Origin of the sequence: Bradyrhizobium sp. AZCC 1588 (genome assembly GCF_036924735.1) — a bacterium.
Taxonomy (GTDB): Bacteria; Pseudomonadota; Alphaproteobacteria; order Rhizobiales; family Xanthobacteraceae; genus Bradyrhizobium.
Genome location: NZ_JAZHSC010000001.1, coordinates 3,595,958 through 3,612,657, shown reverse-complemented (window position 1 = coordinate 3,612,657; position 16,700 = coordinate 3,595,958). Strand labels below are relative to the sequence as shown.

At 63.5% G+C, this 16,700-nt stretch carries 19 protein-coding genes; 6 read left to right on the top strand and 13 right to left on the bottom strand.

Annotation, left to right across the window (positions count from 1 at the left end):
* Positions 1 to 7: 7 nt before the first annotated feature.
* The gene (locus tag V1277_RS16910; RefSeq protein WP_334417310.1) at positions 8 to 1,114 is read right to left on the bottom strand and encodes an efflux RND transporter periplasmic adaptor subunit; all 1,107 of its coding nucleotides are present in this window, start codon (positions 1,112 to 1,114) and stop codon (positions 8 to 10) included.
* On the opposite strand from V1277_RS16910, the gene V1277_RS16905 reads away from it, so the two are divergent.
* From V1277_RS16905 to V1277_RS16890, 4 genes are all read left to right on the top strand, one after another.
* A complete protein-coding gene (locus tag V1277_RS16905) occupies positions 1,107 to 1,280 on the top strand; it encodes a hypothetical protein (RefSeq protein ID WP_334417309.1) in 174 nt (57 codons plus the stop codon). The genes V1277_RS16910 and V1277_RS16905 overlap by 8 nt on opposite strands.
* 133 nt (positions 1,281 to 1,413) lie before the next feature.
* A complete protein-coding gene (locus V1277_RS16900) occupies positions 1,414 to 2,019 on the top strand; it encodes a hypothetical protein (RefSeq protein ID WP_334417308.1) in 606 nt (201 codons plus the stop codon).
* A gap of 268 nt (positions 2,020 to 2,287) precedes the next feature.
* Positions 2,288 to 3,427, top strand: a complete 1,140-nt coding sequence (locus V1277_RS16895) for an FAD-dependent monooxygenase (protein WP_334417307.1) — start codon at positions 2,288 to 2,290, stop codon at positions 3,425 to 3,427.
* Positions 3,424 to 5,037: a benzoate-CoA ligase family protein gene (locus V1277_RS16890; RefSeq protein ID WP_334417306.1), complete on the top strand. Its 1,614-nt coding sequence runs from the start codon at positions 3,424 to 3,426 to the stop codon at positions 5,035 to 5,037. The genes V1277_RS16895 and V1277_RS16890 overlap by 4 nt, the downstream gene beginning before the upstream one ends.
* A gap of 183 nt (positions 5,038 to 5,220) precedes the next feature.
* Here V1277_RS16890 and V1277_RS16885 read toward each other — a convergent pair whose 3' ends face one another.
* Together V1277_RS16885 and maiA are read right to left on the bottom strand one after the other, a co-directional pair.
* A complete protein-coding gene (locus V1277_RS16885) occupies positions 5,221 to 5,730 on the bottom strand; it encodes a MarR family winged helix-turn-helix transcriptional regulator (RefSeq protein ID WP_334417305.1) in 510 nt (169 codons plus the stop codon).
* Positions 5,720 to 6,352, bottom strand: a complete 633-nt coding sequence (gene maiA, locus V1277_RS16880; RefSeq protein WP_334417304.1) for a maleylacetoacetate isomerase — start codon at positions 6,350 to 6,352, stop codon at positions 5,720 to 5,722. Before maiA ends, V1277_RS16885 begins: the two co-directional genes overlap by 11 nt.
* Before the next feature lie 107 nt (positions 6,353 to 6,459).
* Between maiA and gtdA the strand changes: the two genes are divergently transcribed.
* Positions 6,460 to 7,500, top strand: coding sequence for a gentisate 1,2-dioxygenase (gene gtdA / locus V1277_RS16875; RefSeq protein ID WP_334371067.1), 1,041 nt, complete (start codon positions 6,460 to 6,462; stop codon positions 7,498 to 7,500).
* Between the two features lie 153 nt (positions 7,501 to 7,653).
* Here gtdA and V1277_RS16870 read toward each other — a convergent pair whose 3' ends face one another.
* The 4 genes from V1277_RS16870 to V1277_RS16855 form a co-directional block, all read right to left on the bottom strand.
* On the bottom strand, positions 7,654 to 8,481 hold the full coding sequence (locus V1277_RS16870; RefSeq protein WP_334420396.1) for an ABC transporter permease: 828 nt from the start codon (positions 8,479 to 8,481) through the stop codon (positions 7,654 to 7,656).
* Complete coding sequence (locus V1277_RS16865; RefSeq protein WP_334371069.1) at positions 8,474 to 9,247, bottom strand: ABC transporter ATP-binding protein; 774 nt, start codon at positions 9,245 to 9,247, stop codon at positions 8,474 to 8,476. Before V1277_RS16865 ends, V1277_RS16870 begins: the two co-directional genes overlap by 8 nt.
* A 127-nt stretch (positions 9,248 to 9,374) precedes the next feature.
* Entirely contained in the window at positions 9,375 to 10,379 is a 1,005-nt protein-coding gene (locus V1277_RS16860; RefSeq protein ID WP_334417303.1) for an ABC transporter substrate-binding protein, read from the bottom strand.
* A gap of 204 nt (positions 10,380 to 10,583) precedes the next feature.
* A complete protein-coding gene (locus tag V1277_RS16855; RefSeq protein WP_334417302.1) occupies positions 10,584 to 11,948 on the bottom strand; it encodes an FAD-dependent oxidoreductase in 1,365 nt (454 codons plus the stop codon).
* Between the two features lie 107 nt (positions 11,949 to 12,055).
* On the opposite strand from V1277_RS16855, the gene V1277_RS16850 reads away from it, so the two are divergent.
* Positions 12,056 to 12,940 (top strand): LysR family transcriptional regulator, encoded by an 885-nt coding sequence (locus V1277_RS16850; protein ID WP_334417301.1) that lies wholly within the window; start codon positions 12,056 to 12,058, stop codon positions 12,938 to 12,940.
* 14 nt (positions 12,941 to 12,954) lie between these two features.
* Here the strand turns inward: V1277_RS16850 and V1277_RS16845 are convergent, their stop codons facing one another.
* The 6 genes from V1277_RS16845 to V1277_RS16820 all read right to left on the bottom strand — a co-directional run bounded on the left by V1277_RS16845 (position 12,955) and on the right by V1277_RS16820 (position 16,583).
* On the bottom strand, positions 12,955 to 13,791 hold the full coding sequence (locus tag V1277_RS16845; protein WP_334417300.1) for an aspartate dehydrogenase: 837 nt from the start codon (positions 13,789 to 13,791) through the stop codon (positions 12,955 to 12,957).
* A complete protein-coding gene (locus V1277_RS16840; RefSeq protein ID WP_334420395.1) occupies positions 13,788 to 14,042 on the bottom strand; it encodes a type II toxin-antitoxin system RelE/ParE family toxin in 255 nt (84 codons plus the stop codon). The genes V1277_RS16845 and V1277_RS16840 overlap by 4 nt, the downstream gene beginning before the upstream one ends.
* Before the next feature lie 21 nt (positions 14,043 to 14,063).
* Positions 14,064 to 14,300: a hypothetical protein gene (locus tag V1277_RS16835; RefSeq protein ID WP_334417299.1), complete on the bottom strand. Its 237-nt coding sequence runs from the start codon at positions 14,298 to 14,300 to the stop codon at positions 14,064 to 14,066.
* Positions 14,301 to 14,361: 61 nt separating this feature from the next.
* Positions 14,362 to 15,165: an enoyl-CoA hydratase-related protein gene (locus V1277_RS16830; RefSeq protein ID WP_334417298.1), complete on the bottom strand. Its 804-nt coding sequence runs from the start codon at positions 15,163 to 15,165 to the stop codon at positions 14,362 to 14,364.
* A 76-nt stretch (positions 15,166 to 15,241) separates the two neighbouring features.
* The gene (locus tag V1277_RS16825) at positions 15,242 to 15,577 is read right to left on the bottom strand and encodes a Spy/CpxP family protein refolding chaperone (RefSeq protein ID WP_334417297.1); all 336 of its coding nucleotides are present in this window, start codon (positions 15,575 to 15,577) and stop codon (positions 15,242 to 15,244) included.
* Between the two features lies 1 nt (position 15,578).
* Positions 15,579 to 16,583, bottom strand: coding sequence for a Spy/CpxP family protein refolding chaperone (locus tag V1277_RS16820; RefSeq protein ID WP_334417296.1), 1,005 nt, complete (start codon positions 16,581 to 16,583; stop codon positions 15,579 to 15,581).
* Positions 16,584 to 16,700 lie beyond the last annotated feature (117 nt).

Here is a 16,700-nt window from a genome sequence, read left to right as displayed (position 1 = left end):
CCGGCTCCTACTTGGCCGACGCCGGCTGCGCTTCGACTGTCTTCAGTTGCGGATCGACCTTCTGGCCCGGGATCGCACGCAACAGCCCGGCGGTAATCACACGGTCATCGGCCTTGAGGCCTTCCTCGATGACGCGTAACTCGCCTTCCAACGGCCCGACGCGCACCTTGCGCTGCTCGACGACATTTTCGCCGTTCACGACCAGCACATAACGTCCGGCCTGGTCGCTGCCGAGCGCGACGTCGGGCACGAGCAGCGCGTTCTGCACCTGGTCCAAAGGCACGCGAATTCGGATGAAGAATCCCGGCAGCAGCGCGCGGTCCGCATTGGGTAGCACGCCGCGCACGGGAAGCGTGCCGGTCGACTGGTTCAGCGTGGTGGCGGCATAGTCGAGCGTGCCCTTGTGCGGAAAGCCGGTCTCGGTCTGCAATCCGACCTCGATCGGCACTTGCCTGAGGTCATCGGGCGTCAGGCCGCGCCGGCGCGCTTCCTCGCGGATCCGCAGCACGTCCTGTTCGTTGACGCTGAAATTCACATAGATCGGGTCGAGCGCCACGATGGTGGCGAGTTGCGTCGGCGACGATGCGCCGACCAGTTCGCCGACGGAGACGAGATGCGCGCTGACGACGCCATCGAACGGCGCGACCACATTGGTGTAGCCGTAGTTGACCGCCGCGATCTTGGTATTGACCTGGGCCTGCAGCAGGCTCGCCTGCGCATTGTCGCGGGCCGCGGTGGAATTATCCAGCGTGGCCTGGGAAACGGCCTGCCGCTGCACCAACTCCTGCTGACGCTTGAAATCCGCCTCGGTCTGTCGCACCGATGCCTGCGCGCCGGATTCCGCGGCCTGCGCCTGTTCGAGCTTCAGCTTGTAGGTGTCGGGCTCGATCGTGAACAGGGATGTGCCCTCCTTTACGAAGTCGCCGTCCTTGTAGTTGATCGATTGCAGAAAGCCCTGCACGCGCGCGACCAGATCGACATTCTTGATTGCCGCCGTATTGCCGGTCGCTTCCAGATAGCGCGTGAAAGGCCGCTGCAGGGGCGGCGCAACTTCGACCTTCGGCGGCGGTGGAGGAACAAAAGTATTTTGTTCGCAGGCACTTAAGATGCCCATCGCAGCAACGGCGAAAGCTGCACGGCAGGCGGCGGCGCCTTTTTGCGTGACAGTGCCGTGTGATCTCAAGCGTGCAGGCGAACGCGAAGCCTTCATTTTTGGTGCCTCAATCGGTCTTGTTCTGGAAAAGGCTTTATTCAGAAATCGGCTTTCCGCCATCCCATGAAAATAGCAACAATCCGCTTGCGGCGGAACTGGAAAGCGAAAATGATGCGTCCCGAATTTTTTCAGCAGACGCATTCAAAACTTCCCTTCGGTTGAAGCGGTGGCTTCCGGCGACAACAAAAGGATTTACATAAATGATCGACATGTTGACGTGCGCGAGAAAGCTTGGGCCGTTGTTGGCGGCCGTGACATTCGCAATTGCAGCACCGGCGTTTGCGCAAGCGCCGAGCCAGGCGCAACGCGACGCGATCAAGTCGCAGTGTCGTTCGGACTATATGGCGCGTTGCTCCAGCGTGCCGCCGGGCGGCGAGGCCGCGCTGCAATGCCTGCAGAAGAACATGTCGAGCTTGTCATCAGGCTGCCAGGGCGCGGTGCGCGCGGTGGAAGCGCCGGCGGCGCCAAAAGCTGAGACGGCGCCCGCGGCAGCGCCCGCAAAACCTGCCGCGGTGACAACGGCGCCCAAGCCCGCAGCACCTGCTGCTGCAGCGCCCGCAGCCGCGGCGCCGGCATCCGGCGGCGCCGCACCGGCCGCTGCAGCAGCGCCGACGGCGATCGTGCTGCGGCCGATGCGGCCCCGCGAAGAACTGTTCGTGCTGCGGTCGACCTGCGGCGCCGACGTCCGCTCGATTTGCGGCGGCGTGCCAGCTGGCGGTGGCCGCATCGTGCAGTGTCTGGCGACCAATGCCGCCCAGCTTTCACCTGCCTGCAAGGAAGTGCTATCGCAATTCGCGGCGCGCTAGATCCTACGCCCTACGGCGATCTTCCGCTGCAGCCGAGCCTATCGCGTCTTCGGCGGAAAGCCGGTCTCAAACCTGAAAAACCTGATGGCGCGAGAGGTGCCGGCTCGTGCGCTAGCGTTCAGGTAGAGCGTGCAACCCAGTCCTGATTACCATCAGGACCAGGCCGCGGAACGGTTCCCGGCGATATTTTCCTCTGGCGCAAATTTCCGGCACGGATTAGTCTCCACCTCAAATTAGTAAGTATACTGTCGATTGGGAGGGAGAAGACGTGCGTATCGCCGTCATTGGCGGAGGCCCCGGCGGCCTCTACTTCGCCTATCTCTGGAAGCGCCGTCATCCGGACGCGCAAATTGACCTGTTCGAACAGAACCCCGAAGGCGCGACCTGGGGGTTTGGCGTGGTGTTCTCCGAACAGGCGCTGGAATTTTTGCGCGCCGACGACCCCGAGACGGTCGACGCCATCACGCCGCGGATGGAGAGCTGGAAGAATATCACGCTCAATTTGCGTGGTGAGAGCGTCGAGATCGACGGCGTCGGTTTCTCCTCGATCGGCCGGCTCGAACTGCTCACCATCCTGCAGCAGCGCGTGCGCGGGGCGGGCGTGACGGCACGATACGACACCACGATCCAGTCGATCGACGAACTCGGCGGATACGACCTGATCGTTGCCGCCGACGGGCTGAACTCGCTGGTGCGCCGCGGGTTTGAGAAGGAATTCGGCGCCTCGGTTTCACACTCGACCAACAAGTTCGCCTGGTACGGCACCAGCAAACGCTTTGCCACGCTGTCGCAGACGTTCGTGAAGACCGATCTGGGCTTCTTCAACGCGCATCACTATCGCTATTCGCCCGCCATGAGCACGTTCCTGGTCGAATGCGATGCGGCGACCTGGCAGGCCTATGGCTTCGAGCACAAGACGATCGAACAGTCGCAGGCGATCTGCGAGGAAATTTTTGCGGAGACCCTCGACGGTCACTCGCTGGTGTCGAACAAATCGGTGTGGCGCAATTTTCCCTGGATCTGGAATGAGCGGTGGTCGCACGGCAACATGGTGCTGATCGGCGACGCCCTGCATACCGCGCATTTCTCGATCGGCTCAGGCACGCGACTCGCGATCGAAGACGCGATCGCGCTGACCAAAGCGCTGGAGGCGGAAAACGATATTCCGGCAGGCCTCGCCCGCTACCAGGCTGAACGCAAGCCGATCGTGCAGAAGCTGGTGACGGCGGCGCGCACCAGCGCCGACTGGTACGAACATTTCCCCGAACACATGAAGCTCGACCTGATGGATTTTGCCTACAGCTACATCACCCGCTCCGGGCGGATCGCCGACGCGCGGCTGCGCGCGATGTCGCCGGAATTCATGACGCGTTACGAGGCAGCGAAGAAAATCGGGAGCCAGGCATGACGTCAGAAATTTCCGATTTGGTCCCCCGCGACAATCCGGGAGCGCGCGAGATCGGCTTTGCGATCCCGGAACGCTATAACGCGAGCCGCATCCTGTTCGATAACCTTGCGGCCGGTCGAGGCGACCGGCTGGCGCTGACCGGCCCCGGCGGCACGCACACTTATGCAGAGCTCTGCACTGAAGCCGCGCAATGGGGCCACGGCTTTCAGTCGCTGGGCTTGAAGCGCGGCGACCGCATCCTGATGTTCCTCGATGACACGCCGGCCTACCCGACGGCATTTTTCGGCGCGGTGCGCTCAGGCTTCGTGCCGCTGTTGATCAACACGCTGACGCCGCCGGAGCTCCTGCAGTTCTACCTCTCGGACGCCGGCGCAGCGGTAGCGGTCGCGGAGGCCGAGTTTACCTCGCGGTTCAACGCGGAGGCCTGCAAGGATACGCCGCTACAAACCCTCATTGTGGTCAATGGCGTAGCGGGCGAGCACGCCGTGCCGCACACGGTCGACGCGGCGAAGTGGCTACAGGGCTTCGCCACCAACCTTCCGGAAGCCGACACCCACCGCGACGAGATGGCGTTCTGGATGTATTCCTCCGGCTCGACCGGACGTCCCAAGGGCATCGTTCATCTGCAGCACGACATGGCCTATAGCGAGCAGGCGTTTGCCCGCAGCGTGCTCAAGCTGACGGCTGACGACATTTGTTTCTCGGTGCCGAAGATCTTCTTCGCCTACGGCTTCGGCAATGCCATCACCTTCCCGTTCTCGGTCGGCGCGGCCACGCTGCTGCTGCCGGGACAACCGAAGCCGGCCACGATCTTCCAGGCGATCGAAAAGTATCGACCGTCCGTGTTCTACGGATTGCCGACACTCTACACCTCGCTGACCAAGGCCGAGGGTGCGGCGACAACCGATTTCTCGTCGCTGCGGATGGCGCTGTCGGCGGCCGAAGTCTTATCGGCGGAAGTGTTCAACGGCTGGAAAAAGCTGACGGGGCTCGAGATCATCGAAGGGCTCGGCTCGACGGAAGTCCTGCACATCTATCTCTCCAACCTTCCCGAGAAGAAAAAACTCGGCGCCGCGGGCCTGCGCGTGCCCGGCTATGAAATCCTGCTCAGGGACAAGGACGGCCGCGAAGTCGCCGACAACGAAGAGGGGATCTTGTGGGTCCGCGGCGATTCAAACACGCCGCTGTACTGGAACCGGCCGGACAAGTCCGCCGAGACCATTCGCGACGAGGGGTGGATCTACACCGGCGACCGTTTCATGCGTGATGCCGATGGCTTCCATTTCTTCCGCGGCCGCGCCGACGACCTGGTCAAGATATCAGGCCAGTGGGTCTATCCGCTCGAGGTCGAGCTCTGCCTTGCCGAGCATCCCGATATCAGGGAATGCGCGGTGTTTGCGGCCGAACTGCCGGACCGCCGGATGACGCTGAAAGCGGTGGTAGTGATGAACAAGGGCAAGTTCGATGCGACGAAGGCCACCAAGACATTGCAGGACTACGTCAAGGCAAAGCTGCTGCCTTACAAATATCCGCGCGAGATCACCTTCATCGGGGAACTGCCGAAGACCGGCACCGGCAAGATCGACCGGCAGGCATTGATGAGGATGTAACGTATCCGCAAACTAGCCGTCGTCCCTGCGAAAGCAGGGACCCATAACCACGGGCGTCAGTTGTGGACCTTACCCTGCAGCCACAGCCTACCTGACTCAAATATCTGTGGTTATGGGTCCCGGCTCAAGGCCGGGACGACGGCGGAGTTTTTGGCATTGACTCCACGTCCCTGACGCGCCCCCTCACCCCGCCTTCCCCAGATGCTCCAGCGCATCTTCCGCGCGCAGCGGCACGCGCGAGGCTTCATTGTTGAGATCGACGAGTTGCGTCAGGAGCGTCAGCAGGGTCTTGCGGTCCGCAGGCTTCAGCGGCTGCAGCATCCTGACCTGCGCGCGCTCGACCGACGGCATGATGTCACGCAGCACGGCTGCGCCCGATTTCGAGAGATAGAGCAGCTTGACGCGCTTGTCCTCGCGCGAGGGCTTGCGCTCGATCAGCGCCTTGCTCTCCAACCGCTCGATGACGCTGCCGAGGGTCGAGCGGTCGAACGCGATCACCGCCGACAGCCGGGTGGCATCGATGCCCGGATGGGTGTGGATCGCGACCAGCGCGGCATATTGCACCGGCGTCAGATCGAACGCACTGCACTCCTCGACGAAGATAGAAACCGCGATCTGCTGCATCCGCCGGAACAGATAGCCGGGCGCGGTATAGACCGCATCCATCGTGATCGTTTGTGGCTTACTCGGCATCGGGCTGCCTGTCCGGTGCGGCCTCAGTGAATGCCTTCATTTGCTTTGCCGCGGCTTCCGCCTCGAGCAGGCGGGAAAAGCCTGATACGTCGACGCCGAAGCGCCGCGCGTTGGCAAGCTGCGGCACCAGGCAGAGATCGGCAACCATCGGCGCGTCGCCGAAGCAGAACGGCCCGTTCTCGCCCTTGATCAGGGCCTCGCAGGCAGCGAGGCCTTCGCGATTGGCCCAGGCCGCCCATTCCGTCACCTTCTCTTCCGGCAGGCCGAGCTGGCGCAGGCGGGCCAGCACCTTCAAGTTCTGCACCGGATGGATGTCGCAGGCGATGGCGAGCGCAAAGGCCCGCACTTTGGCGCGGCGCAGCGGATCCTTTGGCAATAGCGGCGGATTGGGATGGGTCTCGTCCAACCATTCGATGATGGCCAGCGACTGGGTCAGCACCGCGCCATCGTCGCCCTCCAGCGTCGGCACCAGCCCCTGCGGGTTGAGGGCGAGATAGTCCGGCGCAATCTGTTCGCCCTTGCGAAGGTGATGCGGCAGGTGCTCTGCCGTGAGACCCTTGAGGTTGAGCGCGATCCTGACGCGATATGCCGCGCTGCTGCGGAAATAGCCATGCAGCTTCATCGGAACCTCCCTGATTCTTATGGCCTGTCCGGGTTTATCACATTGACGCTACCGATATTGTAAGTATACTGTCAATCTACACGATAAAGAATGACGGGAGGCTTGCCATGGAAGCCGTGCAGAAGACGCCGGAACGCGAGGCGTTCTACAAGAAGATCGATGGCGACAATCTCTCCGCGCTGTGGAACGTGCTGGGCGATCTCGTCACGCCGGAGCCGCGCAGCGCCTGCCGGCCGCATCTGTGGAAATTCGATTCGATCCGCGACTACATGACTGAGGCCGGCAAGCTGATCACCGCCAAGGAAGCCGAGCGGCGGGTGCTGGTGCTGGAGAACCCGGGGCTGCGCGGCCAGTCGAAGGTCACGACCTCGCTGTTTGCCGGCGTGCAGATGGTGGTCCCCGGCGATGTCGCGCCCGCTCATCGGCATAGCCAGTCGGCGCTGCGCTTCGTGCTCGAAGGCAAGGGTGCCCATACCACCGTCGACGGCGAGCGCACGGCGATGGAGCCCGGCGATTTCATCATCACGCCATCGATGACCTGGCACGATCATTCCAACGAGACGAATGAGCCGATGTTCTGGCTCGACGGTCTCGATATCCCGATGGTGCAGTTCTTCGATGCTTCGTTTGCCGAAGGGTCAAACGAGGACCAGCAGAAGATCTCCAAGCCAGCCGGCGACAGTTTTGCGCGCTACGGCCACAATCTGCTGCCGGTCGACGAGAAACGCAAATCCAAGACCTCGCCGATCTTCAACTATCCCTACAGCTACACCCGCGAGGCGCTGGAGCGCGCCAAGGCACGCGACGAATGGGACGCCTGCCACGGGCTGAAACTGAAATTCTCCAATCCCGAGACAGGCGATTTTGCGATGCCGACGATCGGCACCTTCATCCAGTTATTGCCTAAAGGTTTCAAGACCGCGCGTTACCGCTCGACCGATGCCACCGTGTTCGCCGCGATCGAAGGCAAGGGCCGCACGCGGATCGGCGACCAGACGTTCGAGTGGGGCGCCCGCGACCTGTTCGTGGTGCCGAGCTGGCACTGGGTGACGCACGAGGCGGACGTTGATTCAGTGCTGTTCTCTTTCTCCGACCGCCCGGTGCAGCAGAAGATCGACCTATTCCGCGAAGACCGCGGCAATGCGTGAGGAGTGGCGAAGACTCGTAGGGTGGGCAAAGGAGCGCTAGCGACGTGCCCACCATCACGGACTCCCCGCGCAATGGTGGGCACGCTTCCGCCTTCGCTCGTTGAGCTACGGCGGACAAGTCGCTTTGCCCACCCTACAATTCTACGCCTCACCTCACCGCCAGTGCAGTAACCTCGTCTCCAGCACGTTGATCGCCTTTCCCACCGCCAGCCCGAACAGCGACAGGATCACGACGCCGGCGAGGAGCTGATCGGTCTGCATCAGGTTGCCGGCCTGCAGCACGAAGGCGCCGATGCCGAACTGTGCGCCGATCATTTCCGCGCTCACCACCAAGAGCAGCGCCACCGACGCCGTAATGCGGAATCCCGCAAGAATCGAGGGCAGCGCGCCCGGCCAAATCACGCGGCGGACGATGGCATGGAACGGCACGTTAAAACTCTGCGCCATCCGGATCAGGTTGCGCGGCACCGCATCGACGCCGCTATAGACCGAAATCGCCGTGGAGAAGAACACCCCTAACGCAATGGTCGCGATCTTCGGCTCTTCGCCGATCCCGAGCCAGAGGATCAGGAGCGGCAGCAGCGCGATCTTCGGGATCGGAAACAGCGCGGAAATGAAGGTGATGCCGACGCCGCGTGCCAACGTCGAGAGGCCGATTGCAAAACCGACGATCACGCCGGCCGCCGTGCCGATCAGCCAGCCTGAGCCGATGCGAACGACCGAAGCGGAAACGTGCTGCCAGAGTGCGCCACTGACGGCGAGCTTGTAGATCGCGACCGCAATCGCCGAGGGCGCCGGCAGGAACAGCGGATTGACCCAGCCGGCGCTGCCGGCGAGTTGCCACAGCGCGATCACCAGCACCAGCGCGATCCACCCGGAAGCGCGGCCACCGCCCGGCATAAAACCCGCACCGCGGAAGGCGACCGGCCGCGGAACGCTCCCGTCCTGTTGGGTATCCTGCGAGGGCGCGCGCTCAAGCATGTTGAACCTCGCGCTCGGCATCGATCGCCTCCTCGCGGATCAGCGACCACAACTGGTTCTGCAACGTCAGCAACTTGCCGCGGGCATCGATGCCGCCGCGTTCGGCACGCGTCATCGGAATGCTCACGACCTCGCGCACGCGGCCGGGCCGGCGCGACAGCACCACCACGCGGTCGGCAAGCCGCACCGCCTCTTCCAGATTATGCGTAACGTAGACCGCGCCCATCGCGCCGTCGGCCAGCAGGCGGACAAAATCCTCCATCAGCAATTCGCGGGTCTGGGAATCCAGCGCCGACAGCGGCTCGTCCATCAACAGGATCGCCGGCCGCACCGCAAGCGCCCGCGCGATGCCGACGCGCTGGCGCATGCCGCCGGACAGTTGCTTCGGATAGGCGCCGCGAAAATCAGACAGGCCGGTGCGGCGCAGCGCGTCATCGACGACGGCCTGGCGCGCGGCGGCATCAAGCGCGGTATGAATCAGCGGAAACTCGACATTCGCTTCCACCGTGCACCACGGCAGCAGCGCAAAATCCTGGAACACGAAGGTCAGCGGATTGAAACTGTTGTCCGGCGGCGCTCCGCGCAGCTCTGCCCTCCCTTCGCTCGGCCGCAACAGGCCGCCCAGGATCGACAGCAACGTGCTCTTGCCGCAGCCGGACGGCCCCACGATCGCCACCACCTCGCCGGAGGCGACGGTGAACGACACGCGGTCGAGTACGTCAAGGCCGCCGAAGCGGTGACTGATATGGTCGGCGATCAGGTCCATGTGGTTCCGAACTCGTTACTTGCTCCGTCATTGCGAGGAGCGCAGCGACGAAGCAATCCATCTATCCCCGTACCGAAGCATGGATTGCTTCGCTTCGCTCGCAATGACGGCACCGGCGTAACTTGCATCAATCCGCCTTCACATATTCCTTCGCGATGATCGCATCCGCGGCAAATCCCTTGTCGACAAAGCCCTGCTCCTGCAGCCACGCGATCTGGTTATCGACGTTCTTGACGTCGAGCTTGCCGTCCGGGTCGATATAGGCGCAATTGCCGACCACCTGCTCGACCGGCAGATTGGTGTATTTGGCGATGATCTCGAGTAGCGGCTTTGTCTTGTCGTTGATCCCGGCCTTGCCGTCCTTCACGGAGGCCAGGATCACGTCGTGATATTCGCGGTCGGCGCGTACCAGCGCGCCCAAAAGCTTCGTTACCAGCGCCTTGCTGGCAAGCGTCTTCGGTGAAGCAAACACCGCACCTAACTGCCACGGCGTCTCATCGCCGACCCAGCCGAGAAACTTGGCGCCACCGGAATCCACCAGCGCCCGTGCGGTCGAGATCGGCAGCAAGGCCGCATCGACGGTTTCGCCCTTCAGCGCCGCGGCGGCATTGGACAGCGACTGCAGCGGCATCACCTTTACGTCGGCGAGTTTGAAGCCGTATTTGTCGGCGAGCAGCCCCAGCGAATAGTGAAAGCTGGAGCCGACCTGCGTCACCGCGATGCGCTTGCCGGCGAGATCTTTCGGTGTCTTCAGCCCCGTGGCATAGGCATTATTGCTGGCGAAGTAGCCGATCAAGGGATAGCCGGCCTTCTCGCGGCTCATGCCGCCGATCACCTTCAGCGTGCCCTTGCCGGCGAGATTATAGAGCCCGGCGGTAAATGCCGTGATGCCGAAATCGACGTCGCCGGACGTGGTCGCCACCGCGATCGGCTGCGCCGCATCAAAGAATTTCAGCTCGATGTCGAGCCCGGCCTCACGGAAATAGCCCTTGTCCTGCGCAATGAACACCGGCGCCGACGACGACAGCCGCAGCACGCCGATTTTTGCCTTCAGAGCATCATCGGCCCGTGCAAGCCCGCCCGCCGCCATCGCCAACAGTCCCGCCAGCGCGAGCCGCGCAAACTTCATCATCCCGTTCCCTCCGTCTCTTGTTTTTCGCATGCTATCCACTCGGGTCGTCCCTGCGAACGCAGGGACCCATACGCCGCGGCCTTACTTTGGGCACAAGGGCGCACGGCTTTTGCTATTATCAAGTCCTGTGGTTATGGGTCCCTGCGCCCGTGCGCAATTGCGCACTAGGCAGGGACGACGTAGCACATTTCGAAACTCACCGATCTATAATCCCTCGGGCACCGCCTGGTCCCGCCCGATGAACGCACCCTGTTGTTTCAACGTTTGTTGCAACTTTTCAACTGCAATGTCGCGCGGAATCGTATTGCCTGATAGCGCCAGCGCCGCGGCGAGACCGGCCGCCTCCCCCATCACAAAGCAGGCGCCGGAGACCCGCGCCGCCGACTGGCCCTCATGGGTCATCGAGGCGCAGCGCCCGGCCATCAGCAGATTGTCTATGCCCTCAGGCACCAGCATGCGATAGGGCAATTCGTTGAAGCCGCGCGATTCCGGGATCGGCGGAAACTTGAAGACGACGTCGCCGGCGACATGCTGCTCCATCGGCCAACCATTGACGCCGATGGAATCCTCGAACGAGGCGCAGCCGAGCACATCCTCGCCCGACAGCATATAGCCGCCGACCACCCGGCGCGTCTCGCGGATGCCGAGCTGCGGCGGCAGGTCGACGATGTAGGATTTTTCGAAGCCGGGCACCGTGCGCAGGAATTCGAACGCCTGCACGGCCTGACGGCGGCCTTCGATCTCGCCGCGTGTCATCTGATCAGGGTCGATGCCGCTGACCGCCGTGCCGTCCTCGCGCGCGAGCTGGGTGAAGTTCACCCGCCATTCGATCGCCGAACGCTGCGGCCGCACGATCGCGGACTTGCGCGGAAAACGATGCGTGCCCGCGGCCTCCGCCTTTTCCATCAGCGCCGGAATCGTCCGCCACGCCTCGCCCGCCCTTTCGGGATCGATGCCGTTGAGACGGAGCATCATCGATGGGTAAAGCATGCTGCCGGCATTGTCGCCGACTTCGAAGGGTGCGCCCGCCCAGGCCGCGAGATCGCCGTCGCCTGAGCAATCGATGAGTATGCCCGCGCGCACCGCCTGACGCCCCGCCTTGGTTTCCACCATCAGCGCGTGGATGCGCTTCTCGTCATCCATCACCACACCGGCGCCAAGTGCATGAAAGAGAATATCGACCTTGTGCGCGGCCAATAGGTCGTCGGCCGCGATCTTGTAGGCCGCGGTGTCATAGGCCTGCGCGAAAATCTTGCCGAGGATCAGATGCGGCGCATTGAGCCCATCGAGCCGGTCGATCCGCGCGAGCAGGTCGGACGCAATCCCCTGCACCACCCGACGCATCTCGCCATGAACGTTGGCATGCAGTCCGCAAAAATTGGTCACGCCGGCGGCGGTGCCCATCCCGCCGAGAAAGCCGTAGCGTTCGATCAGGAGCGTGCGGCGGCCTGCGCGCGCAGCCGCCACGGCGGCCGCGATGCCGGCGGGCCCGCCGCCCAACACGGCAACTTCATATTCGCCATAGATGGGCACCCGGCGCGCGGGTTCTTCGATCGTTTTCGCCGACACTGGTCGCCTTCCGTCCCTGTTTCTTGTTGCCGGTACTATGAATTGATGCGTAACGTACTACAATCCAGCAAATTGCGCGATCAGCTTTCTCAAATCGTGAAAAGTGGATGGATACGCTCACCAATCTTCAGGCCTTTTTGGCCTCCGCCGAGGCCGGCGGCTTTTCGGCCGCCGCCCGCAAGCTCAACGTTTCGACCTCGGTCGTCTCCAAGCGGGTTACGCAACTCGAGGACCAGGTCGGCATCGCGCTGTTCCGCCGCTCGACCCGCCAGCTGCGATTGACGGAAGCGGGTCAACGATATCTGCATCGCGCGCGCGGCGTGGTGGCTGACGCCAGCGACCTGCTCGCGCGCATGGGCGAGAAGGACCGCGACCTCGTCGATCACCTTCGCATCAAGGCCCCCACCTCGCTCACCATCGCCCGGCTTGCCGATGCGTTCAGCGCCTTCCAGACGCAAAATCCGCGGCTGAAGCTTGAAATCGTGCTGATCGACCGGCCGGTCGATCCGGTGACGGAAGGATTTGATATCGCCATCGGCGCGTTTCCGCATTCATTCGGCGGCGTCGTTGACGAGCCGCTCTGCTCGCTCACGCGGCTGCTATGTGCCTCGCCCGCCTATCTCGCAGCCCATGGCGTGCCCCAGCACCCGCGCGAACTGGTCGATCATCATTGCCTGAGCTTTCTTCCCACCGGATCGGAATGGACGTTTGACGGGCCACGTGGCCGAACCAGCATCCAGGTACGCCCCCTCTTGAGCTCAAACGAGGGCCATGTGCTGGCGAAAAGTGCGATCGCGGGCAACGGCATTGCCTTGATCTCGCACTATCTCGTGGCCGATGCGCTGCGCAGCGGCACATTGCAGGCGGTGCTGCCGGATTTTGCGATCCCCGAACTGTGGGTCAAGGCAGCCATTCCGGAGCGGCGGGTGAATGCCGCAGCCGTCCAGGCGCTGCTACAGCATTTGAGACGCGCGCTCTCGCCGGCGCTGTAAGGCGCAGCAGGCGCTTACGTTCCGACCTGCAGCGGCGAAGTCAGCTTGCGCAGCGCCGCGATCACCGAGAGCGCGGTGATGCGGCCGGTCTTCGGATTTTCCGAGGGGATATTCTCGATCGACATCGTGAACGAGGCCGAATCGGATTCGACCCTGATCTGGTGACAGTTTCGCGTCACCGCCGGATCCGCCCAGATTTCGATCGTCGTGCGATCAGGCCCGATGCCGGCCAGCGATAACGCAGCCACCACATTGACATTGGCGGGAAAGGCGGCAGCCGCATCGCGCGCCGAGCCCTTGAAGACACACAGCGCAGATGTCAGGCCCTCCATGGAAATCCCGTTCTCGACGAGATAAGGCGCGCCGGCAAGGCCTCCGGGCGGCTTGCGCGTGACCATCTGCACCGAATCGATGGTTCCTTCGGCAGCCGCCGAAACCGCATCGAAGCCGATCAAAGCGCCGGTCGGCACAATGATCTGGCCGCCATGCGCCCGCGCCAGATCGACGAGGTCGGGACGCGACAACAGCGCGCTGGCGCTCAGCACCATCACCTGCTTTCCGGCGATCAGCATCGGCCGGCAGATCTGGTCGAGGATGTCAGCCGGCGCGCATTCGACGACGAGGTCGGCATGGTCAGGCAACTCATCGAGCGAAACCAGCGGGCAGGAAATGCCTTCGCGATCGAGCCAGGCCTGCGCCTTCGTCTGATCCCTGGTCGCGATGCCGGCGAGAACGAGACCCGGCATCCCCTGTGCAAGCTTGCGCGCTACCGTTCGGCCGATCTCGCCCAGTCCGGCGATGGCGATGCGTTTGGATGGCAAGCTGTGGCGCTCCTGTGATCGCGTCGTCATTCGCGTTCTCGATCCTGGGCCGCATGGAATACGCCGAGGATCAGCACCTCGTCAGGATCGGCCGCGCCGGTTTGATAGACAATAATATAGTGTAAGCCGCGTACTACCCACTCATGGGTACCAGGTACACGACCGGCATGTCCCATGCGCGGAAATTCCGCCAATCGCTCGGCAGCCAAACCGATGCGGCCGACCACCTGCGTGGCTGCAGCAGGATTGCGATCTCTGATATAGCTGTAAATCGCGGCAATATGTTCCCGCGAAGCGCAAGCTTACAGGCCGCATGACTTCCAAAGCGCCGCCATCTGCTCATCGATTGCGAGCTTTCCTCGACCTTCGCGGATATCGCGCTGGATGCGGGCGACCTCTTCGGCTTGAGCATCAGTCAAACGATAGCGGCTCGCGTCCTGCCGCTCCATTTCAAGCAAGACTTCCGCCGCGTCCTCCTGGCGCTCCTTGGGCCAGTGGCGGACGCGCTCCATGAGCGTCTCAAGGTCCTTCGCTGTCATGACTCCAATATAGCAAACTCTTCCGCATCTGCCACTGTTGTTCAGATGGGTAATGAAACAGCTATTTTGCCGTCGCCCCCCATCTCGCCGCCCGCTTCTCTGCAAACGACGCCAGGCCCTCCGACGCTTCCGCCGTCTGCCGCCGCGCCGAATGCATTTTCACCAGCCGCGCGTAAGCCTCGTCGTCGACGCCCATGCCGCCGAACGAGCTTTCCATCGCCAGCCGCTTGGTTTCGGCCAACGCTTCGGGACCGTTGGCGAGCAGTTGCTCGACCACCTTGGCGCCTTCCATTTCCAGCTCCGCCAGCGGCACCACCTCATGCACCAGCCCGATGCGGCGGGCCTCCTCCGCGCCGAAGCGTTCGCCGGTCAGGGCGTAGCGGCGGACCTGGCGGACGCCGATGGCGTCGCAGAGCTGCGGAACGATGATTGCGGCGGTCAGGCCCCAGCGCACTTCGGTGATCGAGAACAGCGCATTGTCGGCGGCGATCACGACGTCGCAGGCCGAGATCACGCCGGTGCCGCCGCCGAAGCAGCCGCCCTGCACCAGCGCGACCGTCGGGATCGGCAGCGTATTCAGCCGCTGCACGGCCTCGAATGTCGCGCGCGACACCGCCTCGTTCTCGTCAGCCGATTTCGGCCGCACGCCGTTGACCCATTTCAGGTCGGCGCCGGCCTGGAAATGCTTGCCATTGCCCTTGAGCACGACGACCCGAAGATTTTGCTTCTTGCCAAGATCGTCCATCGCCGCGAGCACGCCACCGATCAGGCCCGCGTCATAGGCGTTATTCACCTCGGGGCGATTGAGCGTGACCGTTGCGACGCCGCGCTCGTCGAGATTCCACAAAACCGGATTGGCAGTCATTCGGTAGCCTCTTTGTTCGGCATGTTGTTATGCCGAACCATAGGCCGGGATCGCAGGCGTTGTCACCGCCGACGATCTATCGGCGGCTGCGCCGCTGCATCATGTCAGCCCTGTCGGCAAAGGACGTCCGCCGTGGGCCGATCGCCTCGAATTGGGCTTTTTGCTCGTCGTTCAAGGTCAGATAGAAGTCATCGAGCGCGGTGCGCACTTGCTTGACCGCCTGCAGCATGACGTCGAGCCGCTTGCCGGCCGCTGCAAGCCGCGCGGACGGCGTGGCGGCTTCCTCGGGCCGGCACGATGCGCTCAGCATCTCGCTGGCTTTGGCGCCTGCGTCCTGCAGGGCTGTGAGCTTGGCGCGCTGCGCGTCGGTCGGATGCAGCCGCGCCTCGATTTCCTCGGTCGGCCATCGCAAGCTAGACGATTGCGTGATGTCGCAGGCCCGCGCCAATGACCTTCTGCCGCGCCGCTCGGCCCTTCCTTTCCCGCTCCTCGGCGACCGCGTTCAGCCGCGCCTTCTGCTCGTCATTCAGAAGACCATAGAACTTGTCGAGCGCCGGCTGCACGGTAGCGACGCCCGCGATCATCGCCTCGATGCGCTGCTGCATCGAGGCGAGCCGGCCGGCCGCCGTCAGCGAAATCGAAGCCGGGCACGCCGCCTTGATCTTTTGCGCCGATGTCACCGACGCATTGGCGAGATCGTCGAGCGCTGTGCGTTGCGCCTCGGTGGGCTCGATCACCTGCGCGATCAGATCGATCGGCAGGCCGGCGATTTCGCGGCTGTCGTCACCGCAGAATTGCGCCAGCCGGTCGTCACCCGGAGAGCCACGCGGCGGCAAATAGCCGGCCAAGCCTTCGTAGTCATAAGGTCCGAACAGGCCGGCATAGATGTCGTCGTAGCCATAGAACCAGAACGGCGCGCCGACACCCGGTCCCCACAGCGTATAGTCGTAGATATCGTTGTAGGCGAACGGCCAGAACAGCGGCCCGACCCAGCCATACCCGCCATTGCCGTGCTGCCACCAGCCACCGCCCCGCGGCCGGCCATATTGCCAACCTGCCAGCGCCGCGCCCGCGGTCAGGCTGGCGCGGGCGGCGGGATTTTTCAGGACGGCAGTGCTGCGAGCGAGCGCACGCGCGTTCATCGCGCGGTTGCCGGCCGCGGCGCGGTTGATGCGATGAGCGTGGAACGAGCGGAAACGCGCCGCTCTGCCGTGAAAATGGCCGCCGCCATGATGGCGCGCGCCGAAATGTTTATGGCCGTGGCCGCCGCCATGATGCCCATGCCCGCCACCGCGACCGCCGCCGTGTCCACCGCCATGGCCGCCTTTCGCGACGGCATATCCGGCGGCCGACAGCGCAGTCGCGAGAACAATGACGGCAATTCCCAGCCCAAGTTTTGTTATGGCACGCCCCACCATCGTTGCGTCACGAACCCTGACGCGCGCTGATGAACGCCAGCGGAACAGCAAAGTTCCCTCGGGCCAGGGCCGCGCGATCGCGCAACCCACCCTGTCGAACCGAGCCGGTTGAAACAG